Origin of the sequence: Amycolatopsis rubida (genome assembly GCF_900115345.1) — a bacterium.
Classification (GTDB): domain Bacteria; phylum Actinomycetota; class Actinomycetes; order Mycobacteriales; family Pseudonocardiaceae; genus Amycolatopsis; species Amycolatopsis rubida.
The window spans coordinates 12,053-38,180 of record NZ_FOWC01000003.1 but is presented as its reverse complement, the minus strand read 5'-3'; the positions used below and the strand labels follow the sequence as shown (position 1 = coordinate 38,180).

General features: G+C 69.4%; 27 protein-coding genes. 17 read left to right on the top strand and 10 right to left on the bottom strand.

The window, feature by feature from the left end; genetic code table 11:
- Positions 1-96: 96 nt before the first annotated feature.
- The 5 genes from BM362_RS14540 to BM362_RS14520 are packed head-to-tail and all read left to right on the top strand — an operon-like array spanning position 97 to position 3,248.
- Positions 97-609 (top strand): YbaB/EbfC family nucleoid-associated protein, encoded by a 513-nt coding sequence (locus BM362_RS14540; RefSeq protein WP_093573829.1) that lies wholly within the window; start codon positions 97-99, stop codon positions 607-609.
- Positions 609-929, top strand: coding sequence for a type VII secretion target (locus tag BM362_RS14535; protein WP_067586351.1), 321 nt, complete (start codon positions 609-611; stop codon positions 927-929). Before BM362_RS14540 ends, BM362_RS14535 begins: the two co-directional genes overlap by 1 nt.
- On the top strand, positions 926-2,167 hold the full coding sequence (locus BM362_RS14530) for a hypothetical protein (RefSeq protein ID WP_067586348.1): 1,242 nt from the start codon (positions 926-928) through the stop codon (positions 2,165-2,167). The genes BM362_RS14535 and BM362_RS14530 overlap by 4 nt, the downstream gene beginning before the upstream one ends.
- Positions 2,164-2,742, top strand: coding sequence for a hypothetical protein (locus tag BM362_RS14525; protein WP_067586345.1), 579 nt, complete (start codon positions 2,164-2,166; stop codon positions 2,740-2,742). The genes BM362_RS14530 and BM362_RS14525 overlap by 4 nt, the downstream gene beginning before the upstream one ends.
- Positions 2,739-3,248, top strand: coding sequence for a hypothetical protein (locus tag BM362_RS14520; RefSeq protein WP_093573478.1), 510 nt, complete (start codon positions 2,739-2,741; stop codon positions 3,246-3,248). Before BM362_RS14525 ends, BM362_RS14520 begins: the two co-directional genes overlap by 4 nt.
- Before the next feature lie 7 nt (positions 3,249-3,255).
- Here BM362_RS14520 and BM362_RS14515 read toward each other — a convergent pair whose 3' ends face one another.
- Complete coding sequence (locus BM362_RS14515) at positions 3,256-4,749, bottom strand: CoA-acylating methylmalonate-semialdehyde dehydrogenase (RefSeq protein ID WP_093573828.1); 1,494 nt, start codon at positions 4,747-4,749, stop codon at positions 3,256-3,258.
- A 130-nt stretch (positions 4,750-4,879) separates the two neighbouring features.
- Between BM362_RS14515 and BM362_RS14510 the strand changes: the two genes are divergently transcribed.
- The 3 genes from BM362_RS14510 (at position 4,880) to BM362_RS48210 (ending at position 7,737) form a co-directional block, all read left to right on the top strand.
- Complete coding sequence (locus tag BM362_RS14510) at positions 4,880-6,526, top strand: PucR family transcriptional regulator (protein WP_067586339.1); 1,647 nt, start codon at positions 4,880-4,882, stop codon at positions 6,524-6,526.
- A 28-nt stretch (positions 6,527-6,554) separates the two neighbouring features.
- On the top strand, positions 6,555-6,926 hold the full coding sequence (locus tag BM362_RS14505; RefSeq protein WP_067586336.1) for an SSI family serine proteinase inhibitor: 372 nt from the start codon (positions 6,555-6,557) through the stop codon (positions 6,924-6,926).
- A gap of 499 nt (positions 6,927-7,425) precedes the next feature.
- A complete protein-coding gene (locus tag BM362_RS48210) occupies positions 7,426-7,737 on the top strand; it encodes a hypothetical protein (protein WP_208865206.1) in 312 nt (103 codons plus the stop codon).
- 7 nt (positions 7,738-7,744) lie between these two features.
- On the opposite strand, the gene BM362_RS14495 is transcribed toward BM362_RS48210, so the two are convergent.
- The 3 genes from BM362_RS14495 to BM362_RS14485 all read right to left on the bottom strand — a co-directional run bounded on the left by BM362_RS14495 (position 7,745) and on the right by BM362_RS14485 (position 11,183).
- A complete protein-coding gene (locus BM362_RS14495; RefSeq protein WP_093573477.1) occupies positions 7,745-9,232 on the bottom strand; it encodes a DUF4153 domain-containing protein in 1,488 nt (495 codons plus the stop codon).
- Between the two features lie 212 nt (positions 9,233-9,444).
- Positions 9,445-10,491 (bottom strand): HAMP domain-containing sensor histidine kinase, encoded by a 1,047-nt coding sequence (locus BM362_RS14490; protein WP_093573827.1) that lies wholly within the window; start codon positions 10,489-10,491, stop codon positions 9,445-9,447.
- 20 nt (positions 10,492-10,511) lie between these two features.
- Positions 10,512-11,183: a response regulator transcription factor gene (locus tag BM362_RS14485; protein WP_037813644.1), complete on the bottom strand. Its 672-nt coding sequence runs from the start codon at positions 11,181-11,183 to the stop codon at positions 10,512-10,514.
- A gap of 241 nt (positions 11,184-11,424) precedes the next feature.
- On the opposite strand from BM362_RS14485, the gene BM362_RS14480 reads away from it, so the two are divergent.
- The 5 genes from BM362_RS14480 to BM362_RS50525 all read left to right on the top strand — a co-directional run bounded on the left by BM362_RS14480 (position 11,425) and on the right by BM362_RS50525 (position 17,087).
- On the top strand, positions 11,425-12,930 hold the full coding sequence (locus BM362_RS14480; RefSeq protein WP_067586324.1) for an NCS1 family nucleobase:cation symporter-1: 1,506 nt from the start codon (positions 11,425-11,427) through the stop codon (positions 12,928-12,930).
- A complete protein-coding gene (locus BM362_RS14475) occupies positions 12,923-13,765 on the top strand; it encodes a nitrilase-related carbon-nitrogen hydrolase (RefSeq protein WP_093573475.1) in 843 nt (280 codons plus the stop codon). Before BM362_RS14480 ends, BM362_RS14475 begins: the two co-directional genes overlap by 8 nt.
- Positions 13,765-15,147, top strand: a complete 1,383-nt coding sequence (gene hydA, locus BM362_RS14470; protein ID WP_093573474.1) for a dihydropyrimidinase — start codon at positions 13,765-13,767, stop codon at positions 15,145-15,147. Before BM362_RS14475 ends, hydA begins: the two co-directional genes overlap by 1 nt.
- Positions 15,148-15,210: 63 nt before the next feature.
- Complete coding sequence (locus tag BM362_RS14465; RefSeq protein WP_093573473.1) at positions 15,211-16,209, top strand: TIGR03842 family LLM class F420-dependent oxidoreductase; 999 nt, start codon at positions 15,211-15,213, stop codon at positions 16,207-16,209.
- 176 nt (positions 16,210-16,385) lie between these two features.
- Entirely contained in the window at positions 16,386-17,087 is a 702-nt protein-coding gene (locus BM362_RS50525; RefSeq protein ID WP_244287153.1) for a hypothetical protein, read from the top strand.
- Between the two features lie 72 nt (positions 17,088-17,159).
- On the opposite strand, the gene BM362_RS14455 is transcribed toward BM362_RS50525, so the two are convergent.
- From BM362_RS14455 to BM362_RS14440, 4 genes are read right to left on the bottom strand one after another with little or no spacing between them, the layout of a single operon-like run.
- Positions 17,160-18,392, bottom strand: coding sequence for a serine hydrolase domain-containing protein (locus tag BM362_RS14455; RefSeq protein ID WP_093573472.1), 1,233 nt, complete (start codon positions 18,390-18,392; stop codon positions 17,160-17,162).
- 10 nt (positions 18,393-18,402) lie between these two features.
- The gene (locus tag BM362_RS14450) at positions 18,403-19,221 is read right to left on the bottom strand and encodes a siderophore-interacting protein (RefSeq protein WP_067586309.1); all 819 of its coding nucleotides are present in this window, start codon (positions 19,219-19,221) and stop codon (positions 18,403-18,405) included.
- A 57-nt stretch (positions 19,222-19,278) separates the two neighbouring features.
- Positions 19,279-19,629: a hypothetical protein gene (locus BM362_RS14445; RefSeq protein ID WP_067586306.1), complete on the bottom strand. Its 351-nt coding sequence runs from the start codon at positions 19,627-19,629 to the stop codon at positions 19,279-19,281.
- Positions 19,626-20,033 (bottom strand): SgcJ/EcaC family oxidoreductase, encoded by a 408-nt coding sequence (locus tag BM362_RS14440; RefSeq protein WP_067586303.1) that lies wholly within the window; start codon positions 20,031-20,033, stop codon positions 19,626-19,628. The genes BM362_RS14445 and BM362_RS14440 overlap by 4 nt, the downstream gene beginning before the upstream one ends.
- 96 nt (positions 20,034-20,129) lie before the next feature.
- On the opposite strand from BM362_RS14440, the gene BM362_RS14435 reads away from it, so the two are divergent.
- Positions 20,130-20,837 carry a TetR/AcrR family transcriptional regulator gene (locus BM362_RS14435; RefSeq protein ID WP_093573471.1) on the top strand — a complete coding sequence of 236 codons (708 nt, stop codon included), beginning with the start codon at positions 20,130-20,132 and terminating at the stop codon, positions 20,835-20,837.
- Here BM362_RS14435 and BM362_RS14430 read toward each other — a convergent pair.
- Both BM362_RS14430 and hemW read right to left on the bottom strand, forming a co-directional pair.
- The gene (locus BM362_RS14430) at positions 20,827-21,747 is read right to left on the bottom strand and encodes an NADP-dependent oxidoreductase (protein WP_093573470.1); all 921 of its coding nucleotides are present in this window, start codon (positions 21,745-21,747) and stop codon (positions 20,827-20,829) included. The two genes, BM362_RS14435 and BM362_RS14430, sit on opposite strands and share 11 nt — an antisense overlap.
- A 70-nt stretch (positions 21,748-21,817) precedes the next feature.
- Entirely contained in the window at positions 21,818-23,035 is a 1,218-nt protein-coding gene (hemW, locus tag BM362_RS14425) for a radical SAM family heme chaperone HemW (protein WP_067586297.1), read from the bottom strand.
- A gap of 502 nt (positions 23,036-23,537) precedes the next feature.
- On the opposite strand from hemW, the gene BM362_RS50520 reads away from it, so the two are divergent.
- The 3 genes from BM362_RS50520 (at position 23,538) to BM362_RS14415 (ending at position 26,118) form a co-directional block, all read left to right on the top strand.
- Positions 23,538-23,624 (top strand): putative leader peptide, encoded by an 87-nt coding sequence (locus BM362_RS50520; protein WP_369805942.1) that lies wholly within the window; start codon positions 23,538-23,540, stop codon positions 23,622-23,624.
- A gap of 101 nt (positions 23,625-23,725) precedes the next feature.
- Positions 23,726-25,426, top strand: coding sequence for a nitrite/sulfite reductase (locus tag BM362_RS14420; RefSeq protein ID WP_067586294.1), 1,701 nt, complete (start codon positions 23,726-23,728; stop codon positions 25,424-25,426).
- On the top strand, positions 25,423-26,118 hold the full coding sequence (locus tag BM362_RS14415) for a phosphoadenylyl-sulfate reductase (protein ID WP_093573469.1): 696 nt from the start codon (positions 25,423-25,425) through the stop codon (positions 26,116-26,118). The genes BM362_RS14420 and BM362_RS14415 overlap by 4 nt, the downstream gene beginning before the upstream one ends.
- Positions 26,119-26,128 lie beyond the last annotated feature (10 nt).

Below are 26,128 nucleotides of genomic sequence, written 5' to 3'. Positions count from 1 at the left end.
CCGGGCAACTCGGAACTTCGCTTGCACGGGGAACCGGAACCCGGTTTTCTGCCTCGGAAAGACTATGAACCACTCGATCCGAAAGCAGCGGCCGACATGAACGCACTTTCTCCCGAAATCGCCGAAATCCGGCAGCGGGCCGCGGCGGCACAGGAACAGCTGAAGCACGTGTCGGCGACCGCGACGAGCCAGGACGGCGCGGTCACCGCGACCGTCAACACCGCCGGTGCGCTGCAGGAACTCCAGTTCGGCTCCCGCGCGGACGAGATGCCGCGCGCCGCCCTCGCGGCCGCCGTACTGGCCACCGCCCGGCGCGCCCAGGCCCAGGCGGCGGAGCAGCTGACCGCGATCATGGCACCGGTGATCGGCGAGAACAGCGACGCGATGAAATTCCTCGAAGAACAGATCCCGGAACCGGAAGTTCCGGAGGAAACGCCCCCGCCTGCTGCGCCGCAGCCGCAATTCTTCGACGCGCAGGACGATTCCGCCGCACCGCCCGCCCGGCCGGCGGCCCCGCCCGCGCCGCCGTCCCGGCCCGCTCGCCCAGCGGCCGACCCGGCCGATGACGACGACTACTACAGCGGCGGCTCGTTCTTGGGGAGGAACTGATGACCGGACCGCACGTCGACCTCCCGTCGCTGCGCGAGCACAAGAGCGAGGTCGAGAACATCGCGGCGGGCGTGCACACCGCGGCGCAGGCCACTGACTCCGGGCAGACATTCGGAGACGACGCGTTCGGCATCGTCGGCCAGGTCTTCGCGATGCCGCTGCAGATCTGGATGTCGGTGGCGACCTCGTTCGTGAAGGACCTGGGGAGCGAAGGCGACCAGATCGCGAACCTGCTGCAACAGGCGCACGACCACTACGACACGCACGAGCAACAGACGGTCGGCCACATCAACGGACTCGGCAAGGAGCTGCCGGAATGACCGAGACGCAGGAAAACCCGCTGGTCGCCCAGCCGGAGTCGCCGAGCGGCCTGACCACGAACATGGGGTCGTCCTCGAACGAGCTGGACAACCTCAACGCCCAGACCTCCGGCGCGGGCATCGTCAACGATCTCTCCGCGACGCAGACCGACCTCCGGCACGGCGACTGGGGCAACCTCGCCGTCGACGGGGTCACCGACGGGCTCGACCTGCTCGGCGTGGCGATGGACCCGCTCGGCAGCCTGGCCAGCGCGGGCGTGGGCTGGCTGATCGAGCACATCAGCTTCCTCAAGGAGGGCCTCGACCAGCTGGCCGGCAGCCCGGAAGCGGTCACCGCCAAGGCCGTGACCTGGTCTAACATCGCGAAGCAGCTCGCCGAGAGCGCGGACAAGTACGAGCAGGCCGCGGGCAAGGTGGCTCCGAACTTCCAGGGCCAAGGCGGCCAGGCGTACCAGGGCCGGGCGAAGGACTACGCGGACAAACTCCGCAATGCGGCCGGGCAGGCCAACGGCGCGTCCACCGCGATGAATGTCGCAGGCGCTCTCGTCGGCACCGAGCGCGGGCTGATCCGCGACATGATCTCGTCGTTCGTCGGCGAGTTGATCGTCAAGGGCATCGCCGCCCTCGCGTCGTCGTGGTGCACCTTCGGCGGGACGGTCGCCGCATTCATCGCGGACACCGTCGTCGAGGGCGGGATCCTGGCGGAGAAGATCGGCACCCGGATCGCGAAGGTCGTGGAGAAGCTGGACAAGCTCGCGGAGAGCGCGGGCAAGTCGAAGGCGGCGATCGAGCAGGCAGCGAACGCGCTGCGCAAGGTCGGCAAGGCGGCGGGCAAGATCACCGGCAAGAGCGTGGACCTCGGCGTGAACCTGGAGAAGAAGGCCGGGGAGCTGAAGGACGCGGGCAAGGCGGAATCCGCCGCGGCCAAGGCCGACGGCTGGAAGGAAGCGGTCAAGGACAAGGTGCAGGCTCCGCTGAACGACAAGTGGAAGGAGCGGGTCAACGAGTGGGGCGAGACCTACTCGGAGGACGGCCGCACCGCGCTCAGCCCGAAGGGCTGGAAAGAGGCCGAGGGCGGCGTGCCGAAGTGGAGCCCCGCCGACACTGTCGGCGTCGGCGCCGAGGCCCGGCGGCAGGAGAACGAACAGTACGACCGGTACTCCGAGACTTCCGAAGCCGCCGAGAAGGAACGCGAGGCCAAGGAGGCCGAGGAGGCGAAGGGCGGCTCCGGCGAGTGACCCAGGAAGCTGTGCGAGCAGCCGCGGACCAGGCCAACCGCGAAGGCAGACTCCATCCGTCCCAGCGGCGGATGGTGCTGGACAGCAACTTCTGGACGCTCGTCCTGGTGCTGCTCGTCCTCGTCGCGCTGGCGGTCCTGACCCCGATCTGGTTCGGCATCAGCCCCGCCATGATCCAGGCCACCAACAATCTCAACGCCTACTTCGGCAAGCCGCTGGTGTCCTACTGGTCGAAGAACGCGCCGGTGTTCGTGATGTCGCTGGTCTTCCTGGTCGTCGCGGTGTATCCTGGACGCGCGATCCGGCGGCGGCTGGCGGACTGGCGCGGCGGCAAGGCCGACGTGGTGACGGGCTTGACGCACGACTTCGGGCACGTGCAGCACCGGCCGTCCGGCGTCCTGCCCCCGATGTACCTGTACGAGATCACGGAACGGATCCCCTTCACCTACCTCGTCGTGAACGGCAAGAGTTATCGGCTCGATCCTGATCTGCGGAGCCGGGTGCTCGGCGGCCGCACCCACGGCGCGGTCTTCGCCCCGCGCAGCAAGCTGCTGGTCAACGTGGTCGCGGCGTGACCGCGAAGGCCGATCCCGGCGAAGTCGCCGCCGCCAACCTCGCCGGAAGACTGCACCGGAGCCAGCGCGGAGCGGTCCTGGGCTGGTTCTTCTGGGCGGTCTGGGCGTTCGTCGCGATCGAGGTGGCGATCGCGGTCGTGGCGATCGCCAAGTCCGGCTTCAGCGGGTCCGCGCTGGGGGCGGTGGCAGTCACCGCGGTCGTCCTCGTGCTGGCGATCCGGTTCGGGCGGCGGCAGTTCGCCGACTGCCGCGCGCCGCTGACGGTCGTGCCCGGGCCGGTGCACGATTTCGGCACCGGCCCGATCACCGACGACTACCCGGTCGGGTGCAAACACACCCCGCGCGGCCCGGGAACAGTCGAGAAATGGCAGCTCCGCGTGGGCGGCCGCACCCATCAGGTCAATCCGGTCCGGGGCGAACGGCTGGCGATCGAACGGGTCCTCGCGGTGTGCCTGCTGAGCAGCGGCACCGTGGCGAGCATCGTCGGCGAGAACGGCGTGTGGTGAAACCGGGTCACGAGTTCTTCGGGAACCCCAGGTTCACCCCCGCGTGCGAGGTGTCCGGCCACCGGGACGTGACCACCTTCGTCCGCGTGAAGAAGTGGAATCCCTCCGGTCCGTAGGCGTGCGTGTCGCCGAACAGGGAGTCCTTCCAGCCGCCGAAGGAGTAGTACCCGACGGGCACCGGGATGGGCACGTTGACGCCCACCATGCCCACCTCGACCTCGTTCTGGAAGCGGCGCGCCGCCCGTCCGTCGCCGGTGAAGACGGCGGTTCCGTTGCCGTACGGGTTGGCGTTGACGAGGGCGAGCGCGTCGTCGAAGCTCGGCGTTCGCGCGACGGACAGCACCGGGCCGAAGATTTCGTCGGTGTACACCGCCATACTGGGCGTGACGCGGTCGAAAAGCGTGGGGCCGAGCCAGAATCCGTCGTTCGCGCCGTCCGCTTCCACACCCCGGCCGTCCATCACGAGTTCCGCGCCTTCGGCCACTCCGGTGTCCACATAGGACGAAACTCGTTCGTGGTGTGCCCTGGTGACCAGCGGGCCCATCTCCGACGACGGCTTGCGGCCGTCCCCGACGCGCAGTTTCCGCATCCGGTCCGCGATTTTGGCCACCAGGTCGTCCGCGATCGGCTCGACGGCGACCACCACCGAAACCGCCATGCACCGCTCCCCCGCCGACCCGAAACCGGCGGACACGGCGGCGTCCGCGGCCAGGTCGAGGTCGGCGTCGGGCAGCACCACCATGTGGTTCTTCGCCCCGCCGAGCGCCTGGACGCGCTTTCCGTGGCTGGTGCCGGTTTCGTACACGTAGCGGGCGATCGGGGTCGAACCGACGAACGAGATCGCCTTGACGTCCGGGTGCGCGAGAAGTCCGTCGACCGCGACTTTGTCGCCCTGCAGCACGTTGAACGCGCCGGAGGGCAGGCCCGCTTCGGCAAGAAGCTCCGCGATGAACAGCGCCGCGGACGGGTCCTTCTCGCTCGGCTTGAGCACGACGGTGTTGCCGCACGCCAGCGCGTTCGGGACGAACCAGAGCGGCACCATCGCGGGGAAGTTGAACGGCGAGATCACGCCGACCACGCCGAGCGGCTGCGCCATCGAGTAGACATCGACGCCGGTGGAGGCGTTCTCGCTGAACCCGCCCTTGAGCATTTGCGCCGCGCCACACGCGTATTCGACGTTCTCGATCGCGCGCGCGACCTCGCCCGCAGCGTCCGATTCGACCTTGCCGTGCTCGCTTGTCACGATCTTCGCCAGCTCGTGTTTACGCGCCTGAAGCAGCTCACGGAATGCGAACAGCACCCGCGTGCGCCCGGCGAGCGACGTGCCCCGCCAGCCCGGCAGCGCGGCGGTCGCGGCGGCCACGGCCTGGTCCACCTCGGCCGGTCCGGCGAAGTCCACCTGCGCGCTGACCTGGCCGGTAGCCGGGTCGTACACGTCGCCGGTGCGTCCGGTGCCGGCGACCGGCTTGCCGTCGATCCAATGGCTGATGCGGTCGGTCACGACGTCCGCTCCTTCCGGTCGGGTGTCCACGAGTCTCCGGGCGAGCCGCCCGGATCCGCTATCGACAACGTGTACGGACTACCCCTTTCCGCCGTACAGTCTGTGCCCTGCCGGCCAGCAAGGGGGATCGATGTACCCGACCGTCGCCGAGGCGCTCGCGTTGCCGGTGCTGCGCCAGGGGTGCCCGCGCGTGGTCGCGGGCAGCACCGGGCTCGAACGGCGGGTGCGCTGGGCGCACGCGGCCGAGGTCGCCGACATCGCGCATCTGCTGCGCGGCGGAGAACTCGTGCTCACCACGGGGGTCGCGCTTCCGGACGACGACGCGACGCTGACCCGGTACGTCGCCGACCTCGCCGAGGTGGGCGTCGCGGGCCTGGTGGTCGAGCTGGTGCGGCACTGGAACGACCGGCTGCCGCAGGCCCTCGTCGCGGCGGCCGAGCAGCGCGGATTGCCGCTGGTGACGCTGTCCCGCGAGACCCGCTATGTCGCGGTGACCGAGGCAGTGAACGGAATGATCGTGGACGCGCAGCTCGCCGAGCTTCGGGCGGCGGAGCGGGTGCACGAAACGTTCACGTCGCTGACCGTCGCTGGCGCCGAGCCTGCCGCGGTGCTGGCCGAGGTGGCGCGATTGACCGAACAGCCGGTCGTGCTGGAAACGCTGGAACACGAAGTCCTCGCCTACGACACGGCGGGCACGGATCCGGGCGAATTGCTGATCGGCTGGCCGGCCCGGTCGCGAGTGGTGCAGGTCGGCGAGCGCACCGGCTACCACTCGGCGGCGGGCTGGCTGGTCACCGTCGTCGGCGCGCGCGGCCACGACTGGGGTCGGCTGGTGCTGGTCTGCGCCGAGCCGCCACCGCATCGGTACCAGGTGGTCGCCGAACGGGCGGCGTCCGCGCTCGCGGTGCACCGTCTCGTCGCGCGCGACTCCGACACTCTCGAACGGCAAGCGCACCGCGCGGTGTTGACCGAGCTGCTGAATTCTCCCGCGCCAACCGCTGAGATCCTCGCGCGTTCTTCTGCGCTCGCCGTGCCACTGACTGGACGACAGCTGGTCGGCCTAGCGGTACGGCCACGTGTCACCGCGACTACGCGTCCGACGCTGTCCACGCCGCCACTGTTGCGCGAACTGGCCGAAGCGACTGCGCTCGCGACGCGCCGAGCGAAGGTGTCCGCGCTGGTGTCGACGGACGAAACTGCCGTACGCGCCCTTCTCGCTCTCTCGCCGGAAGCCAACGCCGACGCCGTACTCCAGCGCCTAGCCACCGACATCCACGACGCGCGCGCTTCCGCGCCAGCCGCGCTCGGCGTAGGCACGACGGTCACCGGACCCGCTGAAGCACAACGCACTTTGGTCGAAGCCGCGCACGTCGCTGCTGCCGCACTCGACGAGGACGACGGGCAACCGTTGCACCGTCTCAAGGATGTTCGGTTACGCGGCCTGCTGCACCTTCTCGCTGACGACGAGCGCGTACACGCCTTCGCCGCGCGAGAGCTGGGCCCGCTCCTCGAACGCGACGCTGCTTCCGGCAGTCGCCTTGTCCCGGCGCTGCGGCACTATTGCGCACACGGCGGCAACAAGTCCGCCGCGGCCGTCGCCGCCCACACCTCACGGACGGCGTACTACCAGCAACTCGCCCGTATCGAACAGGTGCTGGGAGTGCGACTGGAAGATCCGGAGTCGATGTTGTCGCTGTACGTGGCATTACTCGCGCACGACCTCGGTGCCGCCACCCGTCCGAGCGAGGAAACCCTACCCGGACGAGGAGCACAGTGATCGGGTTCGCGGTGCCGATAACTCTCGTATGGTGTTCTCTTCCTTCGCTCCGGTCGCAGCTGCCTTGATCGGTTTCGGCGGCCTGGCCGCACCGCACGTCCCGGAGTCCGTGATGCAGCTGACCATGCACGAGACTTCCGGGCGCGTCACGAGCGTGTCCCTGACCTGCGACCCCGCCGGCGGCACGCACCGCCACCGCGACACCGCCTGCGCGACGCTCACGGCGGTCGACGGCGACTTCGCCCGCATCACGCCGCACCGGCAGAAGTGCACGATGATCTACTCCCCGGTGGACGTCACGGCGCTGGGCAGCTGGCGCGGCACCCAGGTGACGTACCGGACGACGTACCCGAACAAGTGCGCGGCGGACAGCCAGTCGAACGGGGTGTTCGCGCTTTAGGGCCCGGCGGCGGCACTCGGCTCCGGCGGTCCCGGAATCGGTTGCCGCGGCGGACAACCCGGTAGGACGCCGACGCTGTTCTCCGTAGGCCACGTCGCCGTGATGACCCCGACAACGCTGCGCGAACGGTACTTCGCGGTGCACCAGCACACCGGATCGGCGTTGTTCTGCTTTCGCCGTGGCTCGACCAGCGTGCCGTCGCCGCTCGCCCCGCTGGCGGTCCGCGGAGAACGGCAGCGGACGGAGTACGTCTGGGGCGATCTGCCCGAACAAGCGTATGCGCTCGGCCGGATCAGCGATCTCCTGGTGCTGGGCTTCCAGTCCGGTCTCCCGGACCGAGCCGAAACGCCGTGGGCGCACCGATTGCACCTGCCCGAGCACGAAGTGCGCGTCAGCGTGGTGGAGTACATCGGCTTCTTCCCCGCGCTGGGCATGCGGCAGGTGGAAGTCGCGCGGTTCGACCCGTTCTTCCACGAGATCGCGGCCGTCGAACAGAGCGGTGATCCGGGCGCGCCGCCGGATTCGTACCTCCGCCGCCATCGGCCGACCAGCGACGGATCGCTCGGCCGGGGGACACAATTCGCAAGGGAAGACCGATGTCCGCCCCGGCTACCTGACCGCGGACGTCTACCGGTTCAACGTCGACGCGAACGTGGACATCGACGGGGAAAGCCCGTCCGGAGACGCGGAACTGACCCCGGCGGCGCGCCGCGACCTGGTCCGGCATCGCTGCGCGGTGGGCCGCTCCGAGCACCTCCCGGAGGACGAAAACCCCCTGATCGGCTGGCGGCTGACCGTGCCCCGGAGCTGACCCCCCGTCATGCGCACGGGGCCTGCGACCGGACGATCTCCCGCGCCCGGGAACGGCTCAAGTTCCAGGCGGGCCAGGCGTCGCCGGCCAGCGACCCGGCGATCGGGCGCAGCAGGCAAGCCGCGTCGGGACGGCGCTGCGCGACCACCGGGGCCACGTCGGCGGAGAACCGGCTCAGGTAACGGACGTCGAGCGGCTTGCCCTGCGCCGCCCGATCCAGATTGGCGGTCGCGATCGCCGCCTCCGGGTTCGCCGCGGCCAGTCCCAGCAGCGCCAGCGCGGCGGTCGCGATCGCCGCGCGGGGCAGCCAGTTCGCGCGGAGCGTGCCCAGTGTCGCTCCGATCAGGACGAACACCACGCCGAGCCAGATCTCGCACACCTCCACCAGCAAGCGCGGCACCGTGAATCCGTAAGCCTGCTGGTAGGTCCACATGCGGCTCAAGGCGGACAGCACCACGACCAGGCTCAGCACGGTCAGCGCGCCGAGCAGCGCCCGCAACACCGTCCGGTCGGCGCGGGTGGTTTTCGGGGCCCAGCGCAGGGCCGCGGCGACGATGCCGAGGGTCAGCACTGTGCAGGCGCAGAGTTGCCAGAAACCGCCGCGTGCGTAGTCCGCCGAGGTGAGGCCGTCGGTGCGGAGGACGTAGTCCGTGCCGCCGAACAGAGCGGTCGCTTGCACGCCGACGTACGCGGTGAACAGCACCGACAAGGTGCCCAGCAAGGACGTCCACGACAGCCGATCGCCGACCGTGGTCTTCCGGTTTTCCCGTTCTGGCAAGGGATCTGCCGAGATCAGGAAGACGGCCGCCATCGCCGCGAAGCCCACAGCGAACACCAGCACGGCTTGGACAGCCGAACTGGGCCGCACGTCCGGGACGAGGTCGCCGACGAACTGCGCGAAGCGGGGATCCGCGCTGATCAGCAACGGCAAGAACACCACCAGGACCAGGCCGGACAGCAGCGCCGCCCCGAGGACCCGCCCTTGGTGCCGACCAGGGCGAGGACTCCGGCGGAGCAGCCACGGCACCGCGCGGAACGCTTCGAGCGGGACGGCGAGAACGTCGTAGGTCACGCCGTGCACAGTCCGCTTCCCGACGACGGCGAGCGACGCCGCGGCCGCCGCCGCGAGCCCGCACAAGACGAACAGCCACTCGGCCGCCCGCAGGGCTCCTACCGCGAGCAGCGCGATCGCCAGCAGCGCCCAACCGGCTTGTCGCCAACGCCTCGCTTTTCCTTCTCGCGCCTCGGACAGCCTCGCGCACGCCAAGAGCGCCGCGGCCGCGATCAGCAGCGCCAGCATCCAGCCGATCCCGGGCCGGTCCACCGGCACGACGACCGCCCCCGCGACCGCCACCGCCAGCGCGGCCAGCTTCGCCTCGACGGGCACCGCGGCTTCGGCCCGCTCGAACAACGGCCGGGGCCCCGGGTGCCGGACGACTCGCACCGCCCAAGGCGGAACGGCATGCGCGGGATGATTCTGGACCTGCTCGGACATGAAACCTCTCTTCGCGATAGCAAATAGCAAGGTGCGTGGCGGCCAGGTGAGGAAACTCGCCAAGGATTTCTCCGCCGTGGGCCGGGCGCGGGGATTCTCGCCGCTGCCGACAGGTCCGGCGACGCGCCTCGGAGGTCCGTGAAGGGCTCCTTGCGGGAACCTGAGTCCCGCAAGGAGCCCTTCACGGACTTTTGCGGGAGTGCGGCCCGGCCTCAGGCAGGCAGCGTCACCCGGATCCGGCACCCCGGCCCGCCGCCGCCAGCGGCGGGACCTCCGCCAGGCACCGCCTCGACCGGCTCGGGGTCGACCACCGCGACGGTCCCGCCGTGCAGTTCCACCACCCACCGCACGATCGCCAGCCCCAGTCCGGTCCCGCCGCCGCCGGCGCGTTCTCCCCGGGTGAAGCGCTCGAACACCCGGTCCCGGTCGGGTTCCGGAATCCCCGGTCCCTGGTCGTGCACCTCGATCCGCGCCTCCCCGGCCTCGACCCGCGCCAGCACCGCCACCTCTCCCCCGGCGGGGCCGTGCCGGGCGGCGTTCTCCAGCAGGTTCAGCACCACCTGGTAGATCCGTTCCCGGTCAGCGGACACCATCGCGCCGGACGGGGTCACCGAGACCGCGAACCGGACTCCCCGGCCCGCCGCCGCGGCCATGGCTTCCGCCTCCGCGGCGACCTCGGCGAGCAGGTCTTCGAGGTCGACCGGCGATCGGTCCAGCGGCAGCGTTCCGGCGTCGATCTGCGACAGATCCAGCAGTTCGGTGACCAGCCTCCCCAGGCGTTCGGTCTGGTGCAATGCCGTGCGCAGCGTCGCGGGATCCGGCGAAGCGACGCCGTCCACCAGGTTCTCCAGCACGGCGTTCAGCGCGGTGATCGGCGTCCGGAGCTCGTGCGAGACGTTCGCGATCAGCTCCCGGCGCTGCCGGTCCGCGGTGGACAGGTCGGCGGCCATCTGGTTGAACGCCGCGGCCAGCGAGCCGACCTCGTCGCGGGCGGTGGCGCGGATCCGGCGTGTGTAGTCGCCTTTCGCCATCGCCCGCGCGGCCGCCGTCATCTCGCGCAGCGGCCTGGTCATGCCGTGCGCCAGGATCTGCGACGTCAGCAGCGCGATCGCCACCGCGGTCACCGTCGTCCGCGGCGGCAGCCAGCCGATCTGGTAGCGGAAGAACGCGAACGCGATCCCGCCGGAGGCGACCATCAGGATCGCCAGTTTCAGCTTGATCGACCGGATCCCGTCCAGCGGTCTCGGCAGGAAATCCACGGCCTTCGCGACGAACGGCTTCACGCGGGAACCTCCAGCGCGTACCCGACCCCGTGCACCGTCCGGATCAAATCGGCCCCGAGCTTCCGCCGCAACGCCTTGATGTGGCTGTCCACCGCCCGGGTACCGGCTCCGGTCGCCTGCACGTCCCAGTCCCACACCTCGCTCAGCAGCCGTTCCCGCGGCTGCACCGCGCGCGGACGGCGCGCGAAATGCACCAGGAGATCGAATTCGATCGGCGTCAGCTGGGCGGGTTCGCCCCCTCGGCGAACCCGGCGTTCCGCGATGTCGATCTCCAGATCTCCCAGCACGATCCGCTCCTCCGCCGCGGCCGACGAGCGCTCCACCCGCCGCAGCAACGCCTGGATCCGCGCGGACAGCACGCGCATCGAGAACGGCTTCGTGAGGTAGTCGTCCGCGCCGACGCCGAGCCCCACCAGCAGGTCGGTCTCGTCGGCGCGGGCGGTGAGCATGAGCACCGGCACCGGCCTTCGCGCCTGGATCCGGCGGCACACCTCGAGTCCGTCGAAACCGGGCAGCATCACGTCGAGAACCACCAGGTCGGGACTGGTCGCCGCCTCCGCGTCGACTGCCGCGGGGCCGTCGTGCGCGACCGTCACGGAAAACCCTTCCGCGCTCAGCCGGGCATCGATCGACGCGGCGATGGTGAGGTCGTCCTCGACGACCAGCACCCGTCTTCCCCCGTTGTCCATGCCGCCGACTTTAAGCAATCGCCGTGGAGGCCATCCGGGTGAGATGTGGAGATCCGGTGGAGATGTTTCCGCCGTTTTGCCCCGGGATGACGAGCAGGTTGTGACGTAGGTCATGCACCCCGGCGCGGTTCGGCGCAATCGACAGACTGCGCCGAGGGCGGCCGAACAGTGAACAGTCTGTCTCTGCCCCCGGCCCCCGCCCGGCGCGCAGGATTCCGCAATGGAGCCGACGACACGTGAGCACAGCCGGGTGGACCTCGGCGACGTGCGGGCGCTGCGAGGCAGCCGGTTCTTCAACGACGAACTGGCCCCGGTCCCGGTCGAGAAGCGGACCTGGACGACCTACAACTATTTCGCGCTCTGGATGGGGATGGCGCACAACATCCCTTCGTACGCACTGGCCGCGTCGCTCATCGCGCTCGGCATGAACTGGCTGCAGGCGCTGATCACGATCACCGTCGGCAACCTGGTCGTGCTCGCGCCGATGCTGCTCAACAGCCACGCGGGCACCAAATACGGCATTCCGTTCCCCGTGTTCGCCCGCGCGTTCTACGGCCTGCGCGGGGCGAACCTCGCCGCGCTGCTGCGCGCGTTCATCGCCTGCGGCTGGTTCGGCATCCAGACCTGGGTGGGCGGCGAGGCGATCTACGTGATCGTCGGGCGGCTCGCCGGGTCCGGCTGGCGCGATTCGGCGGTGATCGCCGGGCAGCACTGGACGATGTGGCTGTCGTTCGCGGTGTTCTGGCTGCTGCAGATGCTGATCATCTGGCGCGGCATGGAGGCGGTCCGCAAGTTCGAGAACTGGACCGCGCCGCTGGTGTCGGTCGGCTTCCTGATCCTGCTCGGCTACGTGCTGGTGAAGGCGGGCGGACTCGGCCCGATCCTGCACGACAGCGGGAAGCTCGGCTGGGGGCCGGGGTTCTGGAAGGTGTTCGCGCCGTCGCTGATGGCGATGATCGCGTTCTGGTCGACGCTGTCGCTGAACATGCCGGACTTCACCCGCTTCGGCGGCAGCCAGCGCAAGCAGATGCGCGGGCAGATCCTCGGACTGCCGACCACGATGACGTTCATCGCCGTCGTCGCCATCCTCACCACGTCCGGCGGGCACGTGCTCTACGGGCAGGACATCTGGGACCCGGCGCAGCTGGCGGACAAGTTCGCCAGCCCGGTCGTGGTCGTCGTCGCGCTGATCGCGCTGGTGCTGGCGACGATCTCGGCCAACCTGGCCGCGAACGTCGTCAGCCCGTCCTACGATTTCTCGAACGCCTTCCCGAAGCGGATCACCTTCGCGCTCGGCGGCCTGATCACCGGCGTGATCGGCGTCCTGATCCAGCCGTGGCGGCTCTACTCCGACCCGGACATCTACATTTTCGCCTGGCTCGGCTTCTACGGCGGCCTGCTCGGCGCGGTCGCCGGGGTGCTGGTCGCCGGGTACTGGGTGGTCAAGCGCACCCGGCTCAAGCTGGCCGATCTGTACCTGCCGAGCGGGCAGTACTGGTTCACCGCCGGCTGGCACTGGCGCGCGCTCGCCGCGACCCTGATCGGCGCGGTGCTCGCGGTCGGCGGGGCCTACGGCGGGCCGTTCCCGGCGGACGGGCTCATTCCGTTCCTGAAACCTTTGTACGACTACAACTGGGCAATGGGTTTTGTCGGCGCGTTCGTCGCCTACATCCTGTTCAGCCTTCCCTTGAACGCGCACCGGAACGAGGAGGAAACCAGTGTCTGACACGGTCCGAGCCGGCTTGATCCAGCAGCGGTGGACGGGTGACAAGGAGTCGATGATCGCGAACGCGGTCGACGCCATCGGCAAGGCGGCTTCGCAAGGCGCGCAGGTGGTGTGCCTTCAGGAACTGTTCTACGGCCCGTATTTCTGCCAGGTGCAGGACGCGGATTTCTATTCCTACACCGAGGCGATCCCGGACGGCCCCACCACGAAGCTCATGCAGGAGGTCGCCGAACGGCACGGCGTGGTGCTCGTGGTGCCGATGTACGAACAGGAACAGCCGGGCGTCTACTACAACACCGCGGCGGTGATCGACGCCGACGGGACATACCTCGGAATGCACCGCAAGAACCACATTCCGCAGGTGAAGGGCTTCTGGGAGAAGTTCTACTTCAAGCCGGGCAATCTCGGTTATCCGGTCTTCGACACCGCGGTCGGCCGGATCGGCGTGTACATCTGCTACGAACGGCACTTCCCCGAAGGCTGGCGCGCGCTCGGGCTGGCCGGGGCGCAGATCGTGTTCAACCCGTCGGCGACGAGCCGCGGACTGTCGGAATACCTGTGGCGGCTGGAGCAGCCCGCGGCCGCGGTGGCGAACGAGTACTACGTGGGCACGATCAACCGGGTCGGCGTGGAGCCACTGGGCGACAACGACTTCTACGGTCAATCGTACTTTGTGGACCCACGCGGCCAGCTCGTCGGCGAGGCGGCGTCGGACACCGAGGAGGAGATCGTGGTCCGCGACCTCGACATGGGCAGGCTCGCCGAGGTCCGCGACCTGTGGCAGTTCTATCGCGACCGCCGCCCGGACAGCTACGGCCCGCTCGCGGAGGCCTGATGACCACCCTCATTCAAGGCGGGCAAGTCGTTTCGCCGTCCGGCGCGATCACCGCCGACGTGCTGGTGGACGGCGAAACCATCGCGGCGGTAGGCGCGCCCGGCACGCTGACCGGCGACGAAACGATCGACGCGACCGGCAAGTACGTGCTGCCCGGCGGAATCGACGCGCACACGCACATGGAAATGCCCTTCGGCGGCACGCATTCGGTCGATTCCTTCGAGACCGGCACCATCGCCGCCGCGTGGGGCGGCACGACGACGATCATCGACTTCGCCGTGCAGGCCAAGGGAACCTCTCTGCTGTCCACACTGGACAAGTGGCAGGCCAAAGCGGACGGCAGCTGCGCGATCGACTACGGCTTCCACATGATCGTGTCGGACGTCAACGATTCCTCGCTCAAGGAAATGCGGGCGTGCGTCGACGGCGGGGTCGGCAGTTTCAAGATGTTCATGGCCTACCCCGGCGTTTTCTATTCCACCGACGGGGAAATCCTGCGCGCCATGCAGCAGGCGCGCGAGATCGGCGCGACGATCATGATGCACGCGGAAAACGGCATCGCGATCGACGAACTGGCCGCGCAGGCGGTCGCCGCCGGGCGCACCGACCCGGTGCAGCACGGCCTGACCCGGCCGCCCGAACTGGAAGGCGAGGCGACCTCGCGGGCGATCCGGCTCGCCCAGGTGACCGGATCCCCGTTGTACATCGTGCATTTGTCGGCCGCACCGGCGCTCGCCGCGGTCGCCGAGGCGCGGGACAACGGGCAGAACGTCTTCGCCGAGACCTGCCCGCAGTATCTGTATTTGTCCATTGAGGACCTGGCGAAACCTGATTTCGAGGGCGCCAAGTTCGTGGCTTCGCCGCCGCTGCGGGAGAAATCGCACCAGGCGGACCTGTGGCGCGGGCTGCGCACGAACGACCTGTCCGTGGTGTCCACCGACCATTGCCCGTTCTGTTTCAAGGACCAGAAAGAACTCGGGCGCGGCGACTTCCGGGCGATCCCGAACGGGATACCGGGCGTCGAACACCGGATGGAACTGCTGCACCAGGGTGTGGTCGCGGGCGAGATCTCACTGGGCCGCTGGGTCGAGACGTGCTCGGCGACGCCCGCGCGGATGTTCGGGCTGTACCCGCGCAAGGGCGTGATCGCGGCGGGCTCGGACGCGGACATCGTGGTGTACGACCCTTCGGCGCGGCAGACGCTTTCCGCGGAAACGCACCACATGAACGTGGACTACTCGGCGTACGAAGGGTTTTCGCTCACCGGGAAGGTCCACACCGTTCTGTCGCGGGGTCGCGTCGTGGTGTCGCCGGACGGATTCCACGGCAGTCCCGGGCACGGAAAGTTCCTGTCTCGCGAACTCAATCAGTATCTGAATTGAGCCGGAAAGAACACAGCGCGGCGAAGCCGCTCGGTTGAGGGCGGCGGAGGGGAAGAAGGCCGGATGGATTTCGGGATCGTGCTGCAGACCGACCCGCCCGCGGCGGAGGTCGTGCGGATGATGAAGGCCGCCGAGGACGCCGGGTTCCGGTACGGCTGGACGTTCGACTCGTGCGTGCTGTGGCAGGAACCGTTCGTGATCTACTCGCGGATCCTCGAAGCGACGTCCGCGCTGGTCGTGGGCCCGATGGTGACCAGCCCGGGCACGCGGGACTGGTCGGTGATGGCGTCGACCTTCGCGACGCTCAACGACATGTTCGGCAACCGCACGGTGTGCGGAATCGGCCGCGGCGACTCCGCGCACCGGGTGGTGGGCCGTCCGCCGTCCACTTTGGCCACGGTGCGCGAATGCATGCGCGTGGTGAAGGATCTCGCCGAAGGCCGCGAGGTCACGATGAACGACACCGCGGTCCGCATCCCGTGGATCCGCGGCGGCCGGCTGGAGATGTGGATGGCCGGGTACGGCCCGAAGGCGTTGCAGACCGTCGGCGAACACGCGGACGGCTTCATCCTGCAGTGCGCCGACCCGGCCATCGCCCGCTGGACGATCGGCGCGGTCCGGGACGCCGCCCGCGCCGCGGGCCGCGATCCAGGCGGGATCACGATCTGCGTCGCGGCCCCGGCGTACGTCGGCGAAGACCTGGCGCACCAACGGGAACAGCTCCGCTGGTTCGGCGGAATGGTCGGCAATCACGTCGCCGACCTGGTGGCCCGGTACGGCTCGTCCGGCCCGGTGCCGCACGAACTGACCGACTACATCCGCGAGCGCGAAGGCTACGACTACTCCCACCACGGCCGCGCCGGGAACCCGTCGACCGCGTTCGTGCCGGACGAGATCGTCGACCGGTTCTGCCTGCTCGGCCCGGCCTCGGCGCACATCGCGCGACTGGAGGAACTGGCGGAACTGGGGGTGGACCAGTTCGCGCTGTATCTGATGCACGACGAGCGGGAGGACACGATGGCCGCGTACGGGGCGCAGGTGATTCCTAAGCTGACCGCCTGACTTCGCCAGTTCCCGCCATCGACGAGATACAGCAGAAGGACGGGAATTAACTGCCTCGGAACCAACCTGACCTGTTGCCCTAAAAAAATCAGTTTCACTACTTCGGCAACAGCGCTGCCGAGACGGCTGGGGACAAGGACAGCATCGAAACGGAGGAGGCGACCAAGAACGCCTTCGTGATGCCGTTCATCAGCGCGGTCCTTGGCTACGACGTGTTCAACCCGGCCGAGGTGATCCCGGAGTTCACCGCGGACGTCGGGATCAAAAAGGGCGAGAAGACCGACTACGCGATCCTGACGAACGGCGAGGTCTACACCGATCTGGACGCACCCAACCGGATGGACGCGAAGCCGTTCCTGGTGCTCGACTTCGCCGGCATCGGCGAGACGCTGCTGCCCGAACTGGCGAAGCTGACCAAAGAGTCCTTCAACCTCGAATCGGTGATCAGCACCGCAGGCCAGCTCAAGCGCATCCTGGCGGCTCAATTCAAGCAGCCCGAAGACGAATGGGCCCGTTTTCTCACCACGCGGCTATACGAGGGCTCTTTCACCCGGCGAGTCCGCGACCAGTTTGGCCGAGAAGGCGGCCCGCCAGTTCCTGAACGACCGGCTCAAGAACGCTTGGGGCGGGCCGGACGCCTCCATCAGCATCACGAGCGGCGCCGCCTCGGAAGCGGAGCCAGCCCCTGCTGCCGGGGCTTCGGCCGCCGTCGAAGAAGAGGGCGTCCGGGCGATCGTGTGCGGAGAGGTCGCTCCGGCGCGAGTCGTGGCCAGGGACAACAAGAGCTGCTTCAGCATCCTGCTGGACGACAACAACCGGAAGCCGATCGCGCGGCTGTGGTTCAACCGGACAAGGAAGTACCTGGGGATTTTCGATGAAGCAAAGACGGAAACCCGGCTGGCAACGGACAATCGCCAGCCGGGAACGGCATCGTGGCCGCGCTTTAAGGATCAGTCCAGCATCGCCTGGTACACCAGCTGCCGCAGCTGCTGCCGGATCGGATGAGTCGACGACGGCAGCAGCTGCGTGTAGAACGCCACCGTCAGGTCCTCGTCCGGATCCACCCAGAAAGCCGTCGACGCGGCCCCGCCCCACGCGTACTCGCCAGGCGTGGCCAGCGTTTTCGCCTTCACCGAGTCGATCAGGACCGAGAAGCCCAGCCCGAAGCCGTACCCGTCGAAAGGCATTTCCGCGAACAGCGGGCGGCCGTAGGACTCCAGGTCCACATGCCCCGGCAGGTGATTGGCCGTCATCAGGTCCACCGTGCGCGGGCTCAGCACCCGCACGCCGTCGAGTTCGCCGCGGCGCAACAGCATCTGCGTGAACCGGTGGTAGTCCGCCGCCGTCGAGACCAGGCCGCCGCCGCCCGAAAGGCACGCCGGGCGCGACGTGCCCACTGCGCCGAAGGCGTCGTTGCGGACCAGTTTCTTCGTCCCCGGCGCGGACAGGTACAACGCCGCCAGCCGGTCGGTGTCCGAGGTCCAGAAACCGGTGTCGGTCATGCCCAGCGGGCCGAAGATCCGCTCGGCGAACACCTCGTCGAGCGGCTTCCCCGCGAGCACCTCGACCAACCGGCCGAGGACGTCGCTGGCCACCGAGTAGTTCCACTCGGCGCCCGGCTGGAACACGAGCGGGAACCGGGCCCACGCCCTGGTGCATTCCGCCAGGTCCAGCCCCGGCGGCGTGCCCCATTCGTACCCGCCCGCGCGGTAGAGCGCGTCGACCGGGTGCGTGTGGTGGAAGCCGTAGGTGAGACCCGCGGTGTGCGAAAGCAGGTGCCACAGCCGGATCGGTTCGGTCGCCGGCTCGGTGACCGGAGCCAGCGCCGAACCTTTCGCGTACACCCTCGGCTCGGCGAATTCCGGCAGCCACCGGGAAATCGGGTCGGTGAGGTCGATCAGGCCCTCCTCGACGAACGTCATCGCCGCCACCGAGGTGACCGGCTTCGTCATCGAGAAGATCCGCCAGATCGTGCCGGTCTCGACCGGGGCGCCTGCCTCGACGTCCCGCGCGCCGTGCGACGCGACGTGCACGATCCGGCCGTGCCTGCTCACCACCGCGAGGTAGCCCGGCAGCAAACCGTCGTCGACGTACCGGGCGAAATGCCGGTCGATCCGCCGCAGCCGTGCCCCGTCGAAACCCGCGTCGGCCGGATCGGCCTCCACCTTCACCTCGGTCGCCATGGCGGCGACCTTACGCCGGGCTCGCCGTGTTCCGCTCCGCTGCCTTTTCCTCGCGCCAGGCCTCGTCGTTCTTGCCTTCGCGCCAGTATCCGGACAGCGACACCGCGTCCCGCGCGACACCGCGCTCGTCGAAGAGGTACCGCCGCAGCTCCCGCACGAAACCGGCCTCGCCATGGACGAACGCGTGCACGTTCTCGTCCGGCCACGGCAGCGCCTTCACCGCCGCCACCAGATCGTCGGACGCCGAACGGTGCAGCCACGTGACCTGCGCGTCGGCCTTGGTCGCGAGCGGCTGGTGCTCCGCCTTGTCCGCCACGAGCAAGAACACGTGCGCCAGCGCTCCGGGCGGCAGCGCCTCCAGCGCGGCGGCGATGGCGGGCACCGCCGATTCGTCGCCCACCAGCAGGTGCCAGCCGGCGTCGGGGCGCGGCGCGTACGCCCCGCCCGGACCGGCCAGCAGCAGCTCGTCACCAGGCTGTGCGCGCTGCGCCCACGGCCCGGCGAGCCCCTCGTCGCCGTGCACCACGAAGTCGAGCACCAGTTCGCCCGCGGCCTCGTCGTACGAGCGGACCGTGTACGTGCGCATCCGCGGCGCGTGCTCGCGCGGCAGTTCCTCGCGGATCCGGTTCAGGTCGAACGGCTCCGGATACTCCACTCCGTCCACCTTGAAGATCACCTTCACGTACGCGTCGGTGAACTCGTTCGGGCGGAAATCGCGAAGTCCCTCGCCGCCGGCCACGATCCGGATCATGTGCGGAGTGAGGTGCTCCTTGCGCAGCACCTCCAGCCGCACCGCGGTCCTCCCCTTGCGCGCCGGACCTTCGGCCATCGAACACCCCTGTTTCAGTAAGGTTTACCTAAGTAGCGGCTTCCACGGTACGCGCCTTCACCCGTTCCGCCCAGTGCCGTCGTCCGCGAGTCCGGGGAGCGCCGTCAGGAAACCGGCCCTGACCCGCTCCCGGAACCCGAGGAAGAGCCGGTTCGCCGCCAGCACCGCCCACCACTGCCCGGTCGCCGCATTCCGGATCCGGTGGGTGACGAGGGAACCGGCCGGGCCGGCGGCGACCTCGTACTCCCCGCGGTACCACCAGCCGCCTTGCGCGGCGAGGAACCGGCGATCGCGGTCCACTTCCAGCTTCATCGAACAGGCCGCCGCGGTCAACCGCTTTTCCAGCCGCGCGAACACCTCCGCGGGCGCGGCGGAGACGACTCCGGAGACCTCGACGATCGTTCTCATGCTTCCCACGGCTTCGACACCCGCGTGTTCTGGAACGCGGTGATCCGCCAGCCCGCGTCGCCCCGCACCAGGACATAGGTCAGCGTGCTTTCCCGGCCCTCCGCCGCCGGGTCTTCGCCTCCGGTCAGCGACGAGCCGCCGCCGGTCACGATGACCGCGACGTCGTCCCGCAGGAACCGCACGCGCGGTTCGCCGAAGCCGGTGAGTTTCGAGCCTTTCAGCGGCCCCTGGAACAGCTCCCGGTGCGAGTCCGCGATCGCCTGACGGCCCTCGGAGCGGAGCCCGAAGAAGGTGACGTAATCGGCGTCTTCGGTGAAGCAGGCGCCGTATGCGTCGCCGTCTCCGCTGTTCCAAGCGTCGGCGAGCCGGTCAAGGACGGACAGGACTTCTTCGCGCTGCGACATGGTTTCTCTCCTTAACGAACGTCGTTCGCGTACGAGGTCCAGTTGTACTCACGAACGGCGTTCGCGTCAAGCGCGGGGGTCGTCTAGGCTTCGGGGATGACCGCACCGCCCCCGCCCTGGCGCCGGACGCCGAGCCCGCGCCGGCGCGCCGCGAAGCAGATGCTGTCGCAGGAACTGATCGTGAAAACCGCGCTCGAAATCCTCGCCGCCGAGGGCATCGACGCCGTCTCGATGCGCCGGGTCGCGCAGCAGCTGGAGACCGGGCCCGCGTCGCTGTACGCGTACGTGGCCAGCAAAGAGGAACTCGACGAACTCCTGCTCGACGCGGCACTGAGCGAGGTGCCGTGCCCCGAGCCGGACCCGCGGCGGTGGACCGAACAGGTCAAAGAGCAAGTACGGCACCAGATCCAGGCAATGGTGGCGTATCCGGGCATCGCGAAAGTCGCGTGGCAGACGCCGATTCCGGTGACGCCGAATTCGTTGCGGCAGGGCGAGGTCATGCTTCAGCTGCTGCGCGCGGGCGGACTGGATCTGCGGCAGGCGATGTTCGCCAGCGACGCGCTGAGCACGTACACCAAGGCTTTCGCCTACGAAGCCAGCGGCTGGACGTTCGGCGATTACGACCCGGAGAAAATGAGCGAACGCGAGCGGCAGATGGCGGGCTACATGCGGTCGCTGCCCGCGAGCGCGTTCCCGAACCTGTTGCAGGCCGGGGAATTCTTCACCGCGGACACCAGTCAGGCCCGGCTCGAATTCGCACTGGAGGCGTTCGTGGCCGGGCTGGCGGCGATGGTCAGAAAGTGAGCACGATCTTGCCGCGCGTGTGTCCCTGTTCCAGCTCGCGGTAGGCGGCCTGGACCTCGGCCAGCGGGTACGTCGCGGCGACCTCGACGTCGAGCAATCCCTTGTCCGCCAAGGCAACGAGGTCGCGCATGACCTCGGCGCTCGCCCCGGCCATGTTGCCCTCGGTCTTCACCCGGTACTTCTCGGCGGCGTCGAAGTCGACCACCGTGTCGATGCGGCCGGGATAGACGCCGAGCCGCAGCCCGAGTTCGACATACCCGTCGCCATAAGTGTCGATGAACGCGTGCACCTCGCCACCGGTCAGTTCCCGGAGCCGCTCTTCGAGCCCTTCTCCGTATGCGATCGGAACGACATCGTGCTCGCGCAACCACTCGTGGTTCGCTTCGCCGGCAATGCCGATCACGGTCGCGCCGGTGAGCTTCGCCAGCTGCACGGCCAGCGAGCCGACCCCGCCAGCAGCCCCGGACACGACGATCGTCTCTCCCTCGCGCGGGCACACCGCGCGGACCGCGGCGTAGGCGGTGGTCCCGGCGACGAACAAGCCGCCCGCGACCTCCCACGACAGCCCGCCCGGCTTCGGGACGAGATGCTCCGCCGGGACGAGCACGTACTCGGCGTGACTGGAGCGAGTGTGCACGAAGCCGACGACCTCGTCCCCCACCTGGATTTCTTCGACCTCCGCACCCAGCTCGACCACCACTCCGGCCAGGTCGCTGCCCTGCCCGGACGGGAAGGCGGACGGCCAGCGTTCCGCCAGCGCGCCCATCCGGATCTTCGCTTCCCCCGGATTGATCCCCGCGGCCCGGACCCGCACGAGCACCTGCCCGGATTCCGGTGCCGGCCGGGGCACTTCGGCCAGCTGCAGCACTTCGATCCCGCCGTGTTCGCCGTACCTGACCGCCTGCGGCATACGCGTCTCCCTCGCTCGTATGCTTAGCCCAACAAACGATCGAACGGATTTATGCCCGGCAGGCGAAAATTCAGCCGGCCAGCCTCCGGACCACGGCATCCGCGAGCAGGCGGCCCCGATCCGTCAGCACCGCACGGCCCCGGCTGTCCACATCGGACACTTCGAGCAGGCCCTCCGCGGCGGCCGCCCGGGCCTGCTTGACTCCGGCCTCGTCGAGTGCGGACAACGCCAGTCCGTCCGAGATCCGAAGCTCCAGCATGATCCGCTCCAGGTGCTGGTCCTCCGGAGTGAGCACCTCGCGGCCGGCTTCCGGACTCCGTCCTTCCGCGAGCAGGCTGGAGTACTTCGCCGGATGCTTGACGTTCCACCACCGCACGCCGCCGACGTGGCTGTGCGCCCCCGGACCGGCGCCCCACCAGTCGCCGCCCTGCCAGTAGCCGAGGTTGTGGCGGCACCGCGCCGCCTCGCCGGCCGCCCAGTTCGACACCTCGTACCAGGTCAGGCCCGCACCGGCGAGGACAGAGTCGATCATCTCGTAGTAGCTGGCCAGCGTGTCGTCGTCCGGCGCGGGCACCTCGCCGCGCCGCACCCGGCGGGCCAGCGCGGTCCCGTCCTCGACGATCAGCGCGTACGCCGACACGTGGTCGACTCCCGCCGACAGCACCGCGTCGAGCGACGCACGCAGATCTTCGACGCGCTCGCCCGGCGTGCCGTAAATAAGGTCGAGGTTGACGTGCTCGAACCCGGCCGCCCGGGCCTCGCGCGCGGCGTCGACCGGCCGGCCGGGGGTGTGCACGCGGTCGAGCACCTTCAGCACGTGGCGGGCCGCGGACTGCATGCCCAGCGATACCCGGGTGTAGCCCGCGGCACGGATGCCCGCGAAGAACCCGGGCGAAGTGGACTCCGGATTCGACTCGGTCGTCACCTCCGCGCCCGGCGCGAGCCCGAACACCGAGCGGACGCCGTCGAGCACCTCGGCCAGCCCGTCCGCGCCGAGCATGGACGGGGTCCCGCCGCCGACGAACACTGTCTCGGCCCGCGGTGCGCTGCCGAGGATCTCCGCGCCGAGCTCCAGCTCGCGACGCAGCGCGTCCAGCCACGACCGGGGCGAGGCAGCGGAGCCGAGTTCGCCCGCGGTGTAGGTGTTGAAGTCGCAGTAACCGCAGCGGGTCGCGCAGAACGGCACGTGGACGTACACGCCGAACGGACGGGTGCCGAGGCCCGCGAGCGCGGTTGCAGGCAGTCCGGCAGGAGGACGGTGGGTGTCGGGAACAGGCACGACGTCCATTCTCCCCCGCCGCGTGCGGGCCGCCGCGTGCCCCCGCGCCCAATACCTGGAACTGCGGGTGCCGCCGAGCGCGCCTGCGCGGATCGACGAGGCTGACAGCGCCGAGGCGACTGCTGATGACGCCGGACCGCGAGTCCGCGAGGGGCCCCTTCACGGCCTTAGATGCCCTCAAGGGCCCTCACGGACGACAAGCCCTCCCGTCAGCCCTTCGACCTGGACAGGCGCGCTCGCGGCATTCCCCCGGCAGGAAAAGCGGCTCAAGTTCCGGGCATTGCCCTGAGCCACCCGGAGGAAAGTTCGGCCGCCGAACGATGCGCCACCCGGCGCAACCTCCGCCGGCAAGCGGTCAACACCGTCTCAGGCAGGGTCCGAAAGCCGGGAAAGACCTGGCAGATCGACCGGCCTAGGCACATCCGAGGCGGTTACGCACCCCTGAGGTGAGCCTTCTCCCACGATCCGGACGCCCTTGGACGACGTTCGGCCCGCGTGGCAATCTGAGCCGGTGAGTCCTGCCGGTGTCCTTCTCGTGGCGCGCCGCCACGTCGACCTTGTCCGGGTCGCGAGCGCGCTCTGCCGGCCTGTTCGCTGACTCCCGCGCAAAGCCTGCCCAGCCCACCACCTGGACCACCGGCCCGCCCCGCGCCGACGCCGCGGCGGAGCCGCCTCGACCACCCCGCCCGGAGGATCTCCATGTCCGCACCCCCGCGTGAAACGCCCGCGAAGGGCCGCACGCCTCGGACTCGCCAGAAGCGCGGCGAGGGCCAGTGGGCGCTCGGCTACCGGGAGCCGCTGAACCCGAACGAGCGCTCGAAGAAGGACGACAGCCCGCTCAACGTCCGCTCGCGGATCGAGAACATCTACGCGCACCGGGGTTTCGACTCCATCGATCCCGGCGACCTCCGCGGCCGGTTCCGCTGGTTCGGCCTCTACACCCAGCGCAAGCCCGGCATCGACGGCGGCCGCACCGCGCTGCTGGAGCCCGAGGAGCTGGACGACCGCTACTTCATGATGCGCGTCCGCATCGACGGCGGCGCGCTCACCACCGAGCAGCTGCGGGTGGTCGGCGAGATCTCGCGGGAGCACGCGCGCGACACCGCCGACATCAGCGACCGGCAGAACGTCCAGTACCACTGGATCGAGATCGAGGACGTGCCCTCCATCTGGTCCCGGCTGGAGAACGCGGGCCTGACCACGACCGAGGCCTGCGGCGACTGCCCGCGCGTCGTGCTCGGCTCCCCGGTGGCCGGCATCGCCGAGAACGAGGTGCTCGACGCCACTCCCGCGATCGACGAGATCCTCGACCGCTACATCGGCGACCCCCGGTTCGCCAACCTGCCGCGCAAGTTCAAGACCGCGATCTCCGGGCTGCCGGACATCGTGCACGAGATCAACGACATCGCCTTCGTCGGGGTCGAGCACCCCGAGCACGGACCCGGCTTCGACCTGTGGGTCGGCGGCGGGCTCTCCACCAACCCGATGCTCGCGCAGCGGCTCGGCGCGTGGGTTCCGCTGGAGGAGGTGCCGCAGGTGTGGGAGGGCGTCGTCTCGATCTTCCGCGACTACGGCTACCGGCGGCTGCGCTCGCGGGCCCGGCTGAAGTTCCTGGTCAAGGACTGGGGCGCGGAGAAATTCCGCGAGGTCCTCGAAACCGGGTACCTCAAGCGGAAGCTGATCGACGGCCCGCCGCCGGAGAACCCCGCGACCCCGATCGACCACGTCGGCGTGCACCGGCAGAAGGACGGCAACTGTTACGTCGGCGCCGCGCCGATCGCCGGACGGGTGTCGGGCAGCACGCTGGTCGCCGTCGCCGACGCCGCCGAACGGGCCGGATCGCGGCGGGTCCGGCTGACCCCGCACCAGAAGCTGGTCGTGCTCGACGTCCCCGAGGACAAGGTCCCCGCCCTGGAGACGGACCTGGCCGAACTGGGCCTGCAAACCAAGCCGTCGCCGTGGCGGCGCAGCGTGATGGCGTGCACCGGACTGGAGTTCTGCAAGCTCGCGATCGTCGAGACGAAGGTGCGCGCGCAGCAGCTGGTCGCGGATCTGGAGAAGTCGCTCGCCGACATCAACGCCCAGCTGGAAACGCCGGTCACGGTGCACCTCAACGGCTGCCCCAACTCGTGTGCCCGCGTGCAGACCGCGGACATCGGGCTCAAGGGCCAGATCGTCACCGACGCCGAGGGCAACCAGGTCGAGGGTTTCCAGGTGCACCTCGGCGGCGGGCTCGGCCTCGACGCCGGCTTCGGCCGCAAGCTGCGCGGGCACAAGGTCACCGCGGGCGAACTGGTCGAGTACGTGGAACGCGTGGTGCGCGCGTACGTCGCGGGCCGCGAACCGGGCGAACGCTTCCCCCAGTGGGCGTTGCGGGCGGACGAAGGGGTGCTGCAGTGACCGCGGTGGCGGACTACCGGGCGCTGGCCGAACGCGCCGAGAAGGAACTGGCCGACGCGACCGCCGAAGAGGCGCTGCGCTGGACGGCCGAGACCTTCGGCGACGACTTCATCGTGGCGTCGAACATGCAGGACGCCGTGCTGATCGACCTCGCCACGAAGGTCAAGCCCGCGGTGGACGTGCTGTTCCTGGAGACCGGCTACCACTTCGCCGAAACCCTCGGGGTGCGCGACGCGGTGCGGACGGTGTACCCGGACGTGCGGATCGTCGACGCACAGGCCGAGCAGAGCGTCGCCGAACAGGACGCGGAGTACGGGCCGAAACTGCACGAACGCGACCCCGGCCAGTGCTGTTTCCTGCGCAAGGTCGTGCCGCTGCGGCAGACGCTCGGCAAGTACTCGGCGTGGGTCACCGGCGTGCGCCGGGTGGACGCGCCGACTCGCGCGAACACGCCGATCGTCACCTGGGACGAGCGCAACGGCCTGGTGAAGGTCAACCCGATCGCGGCGTGGACCGACGACGAGTTCAACGGCTACCTGCACGAGAACGGGATTCTGGAGAATCCGCTGGTGTCGATCGGCTACCTCTCGATCGGCTGCGCCCCGTGCACGGCGAAGGTCGAGCCGGGTCAGGATCCGCGCAGCGGCCGGTGGGCGGGCCAGTCGAAGACCGAGTGCGGATTGCACGGCTGAGAGAGGACGC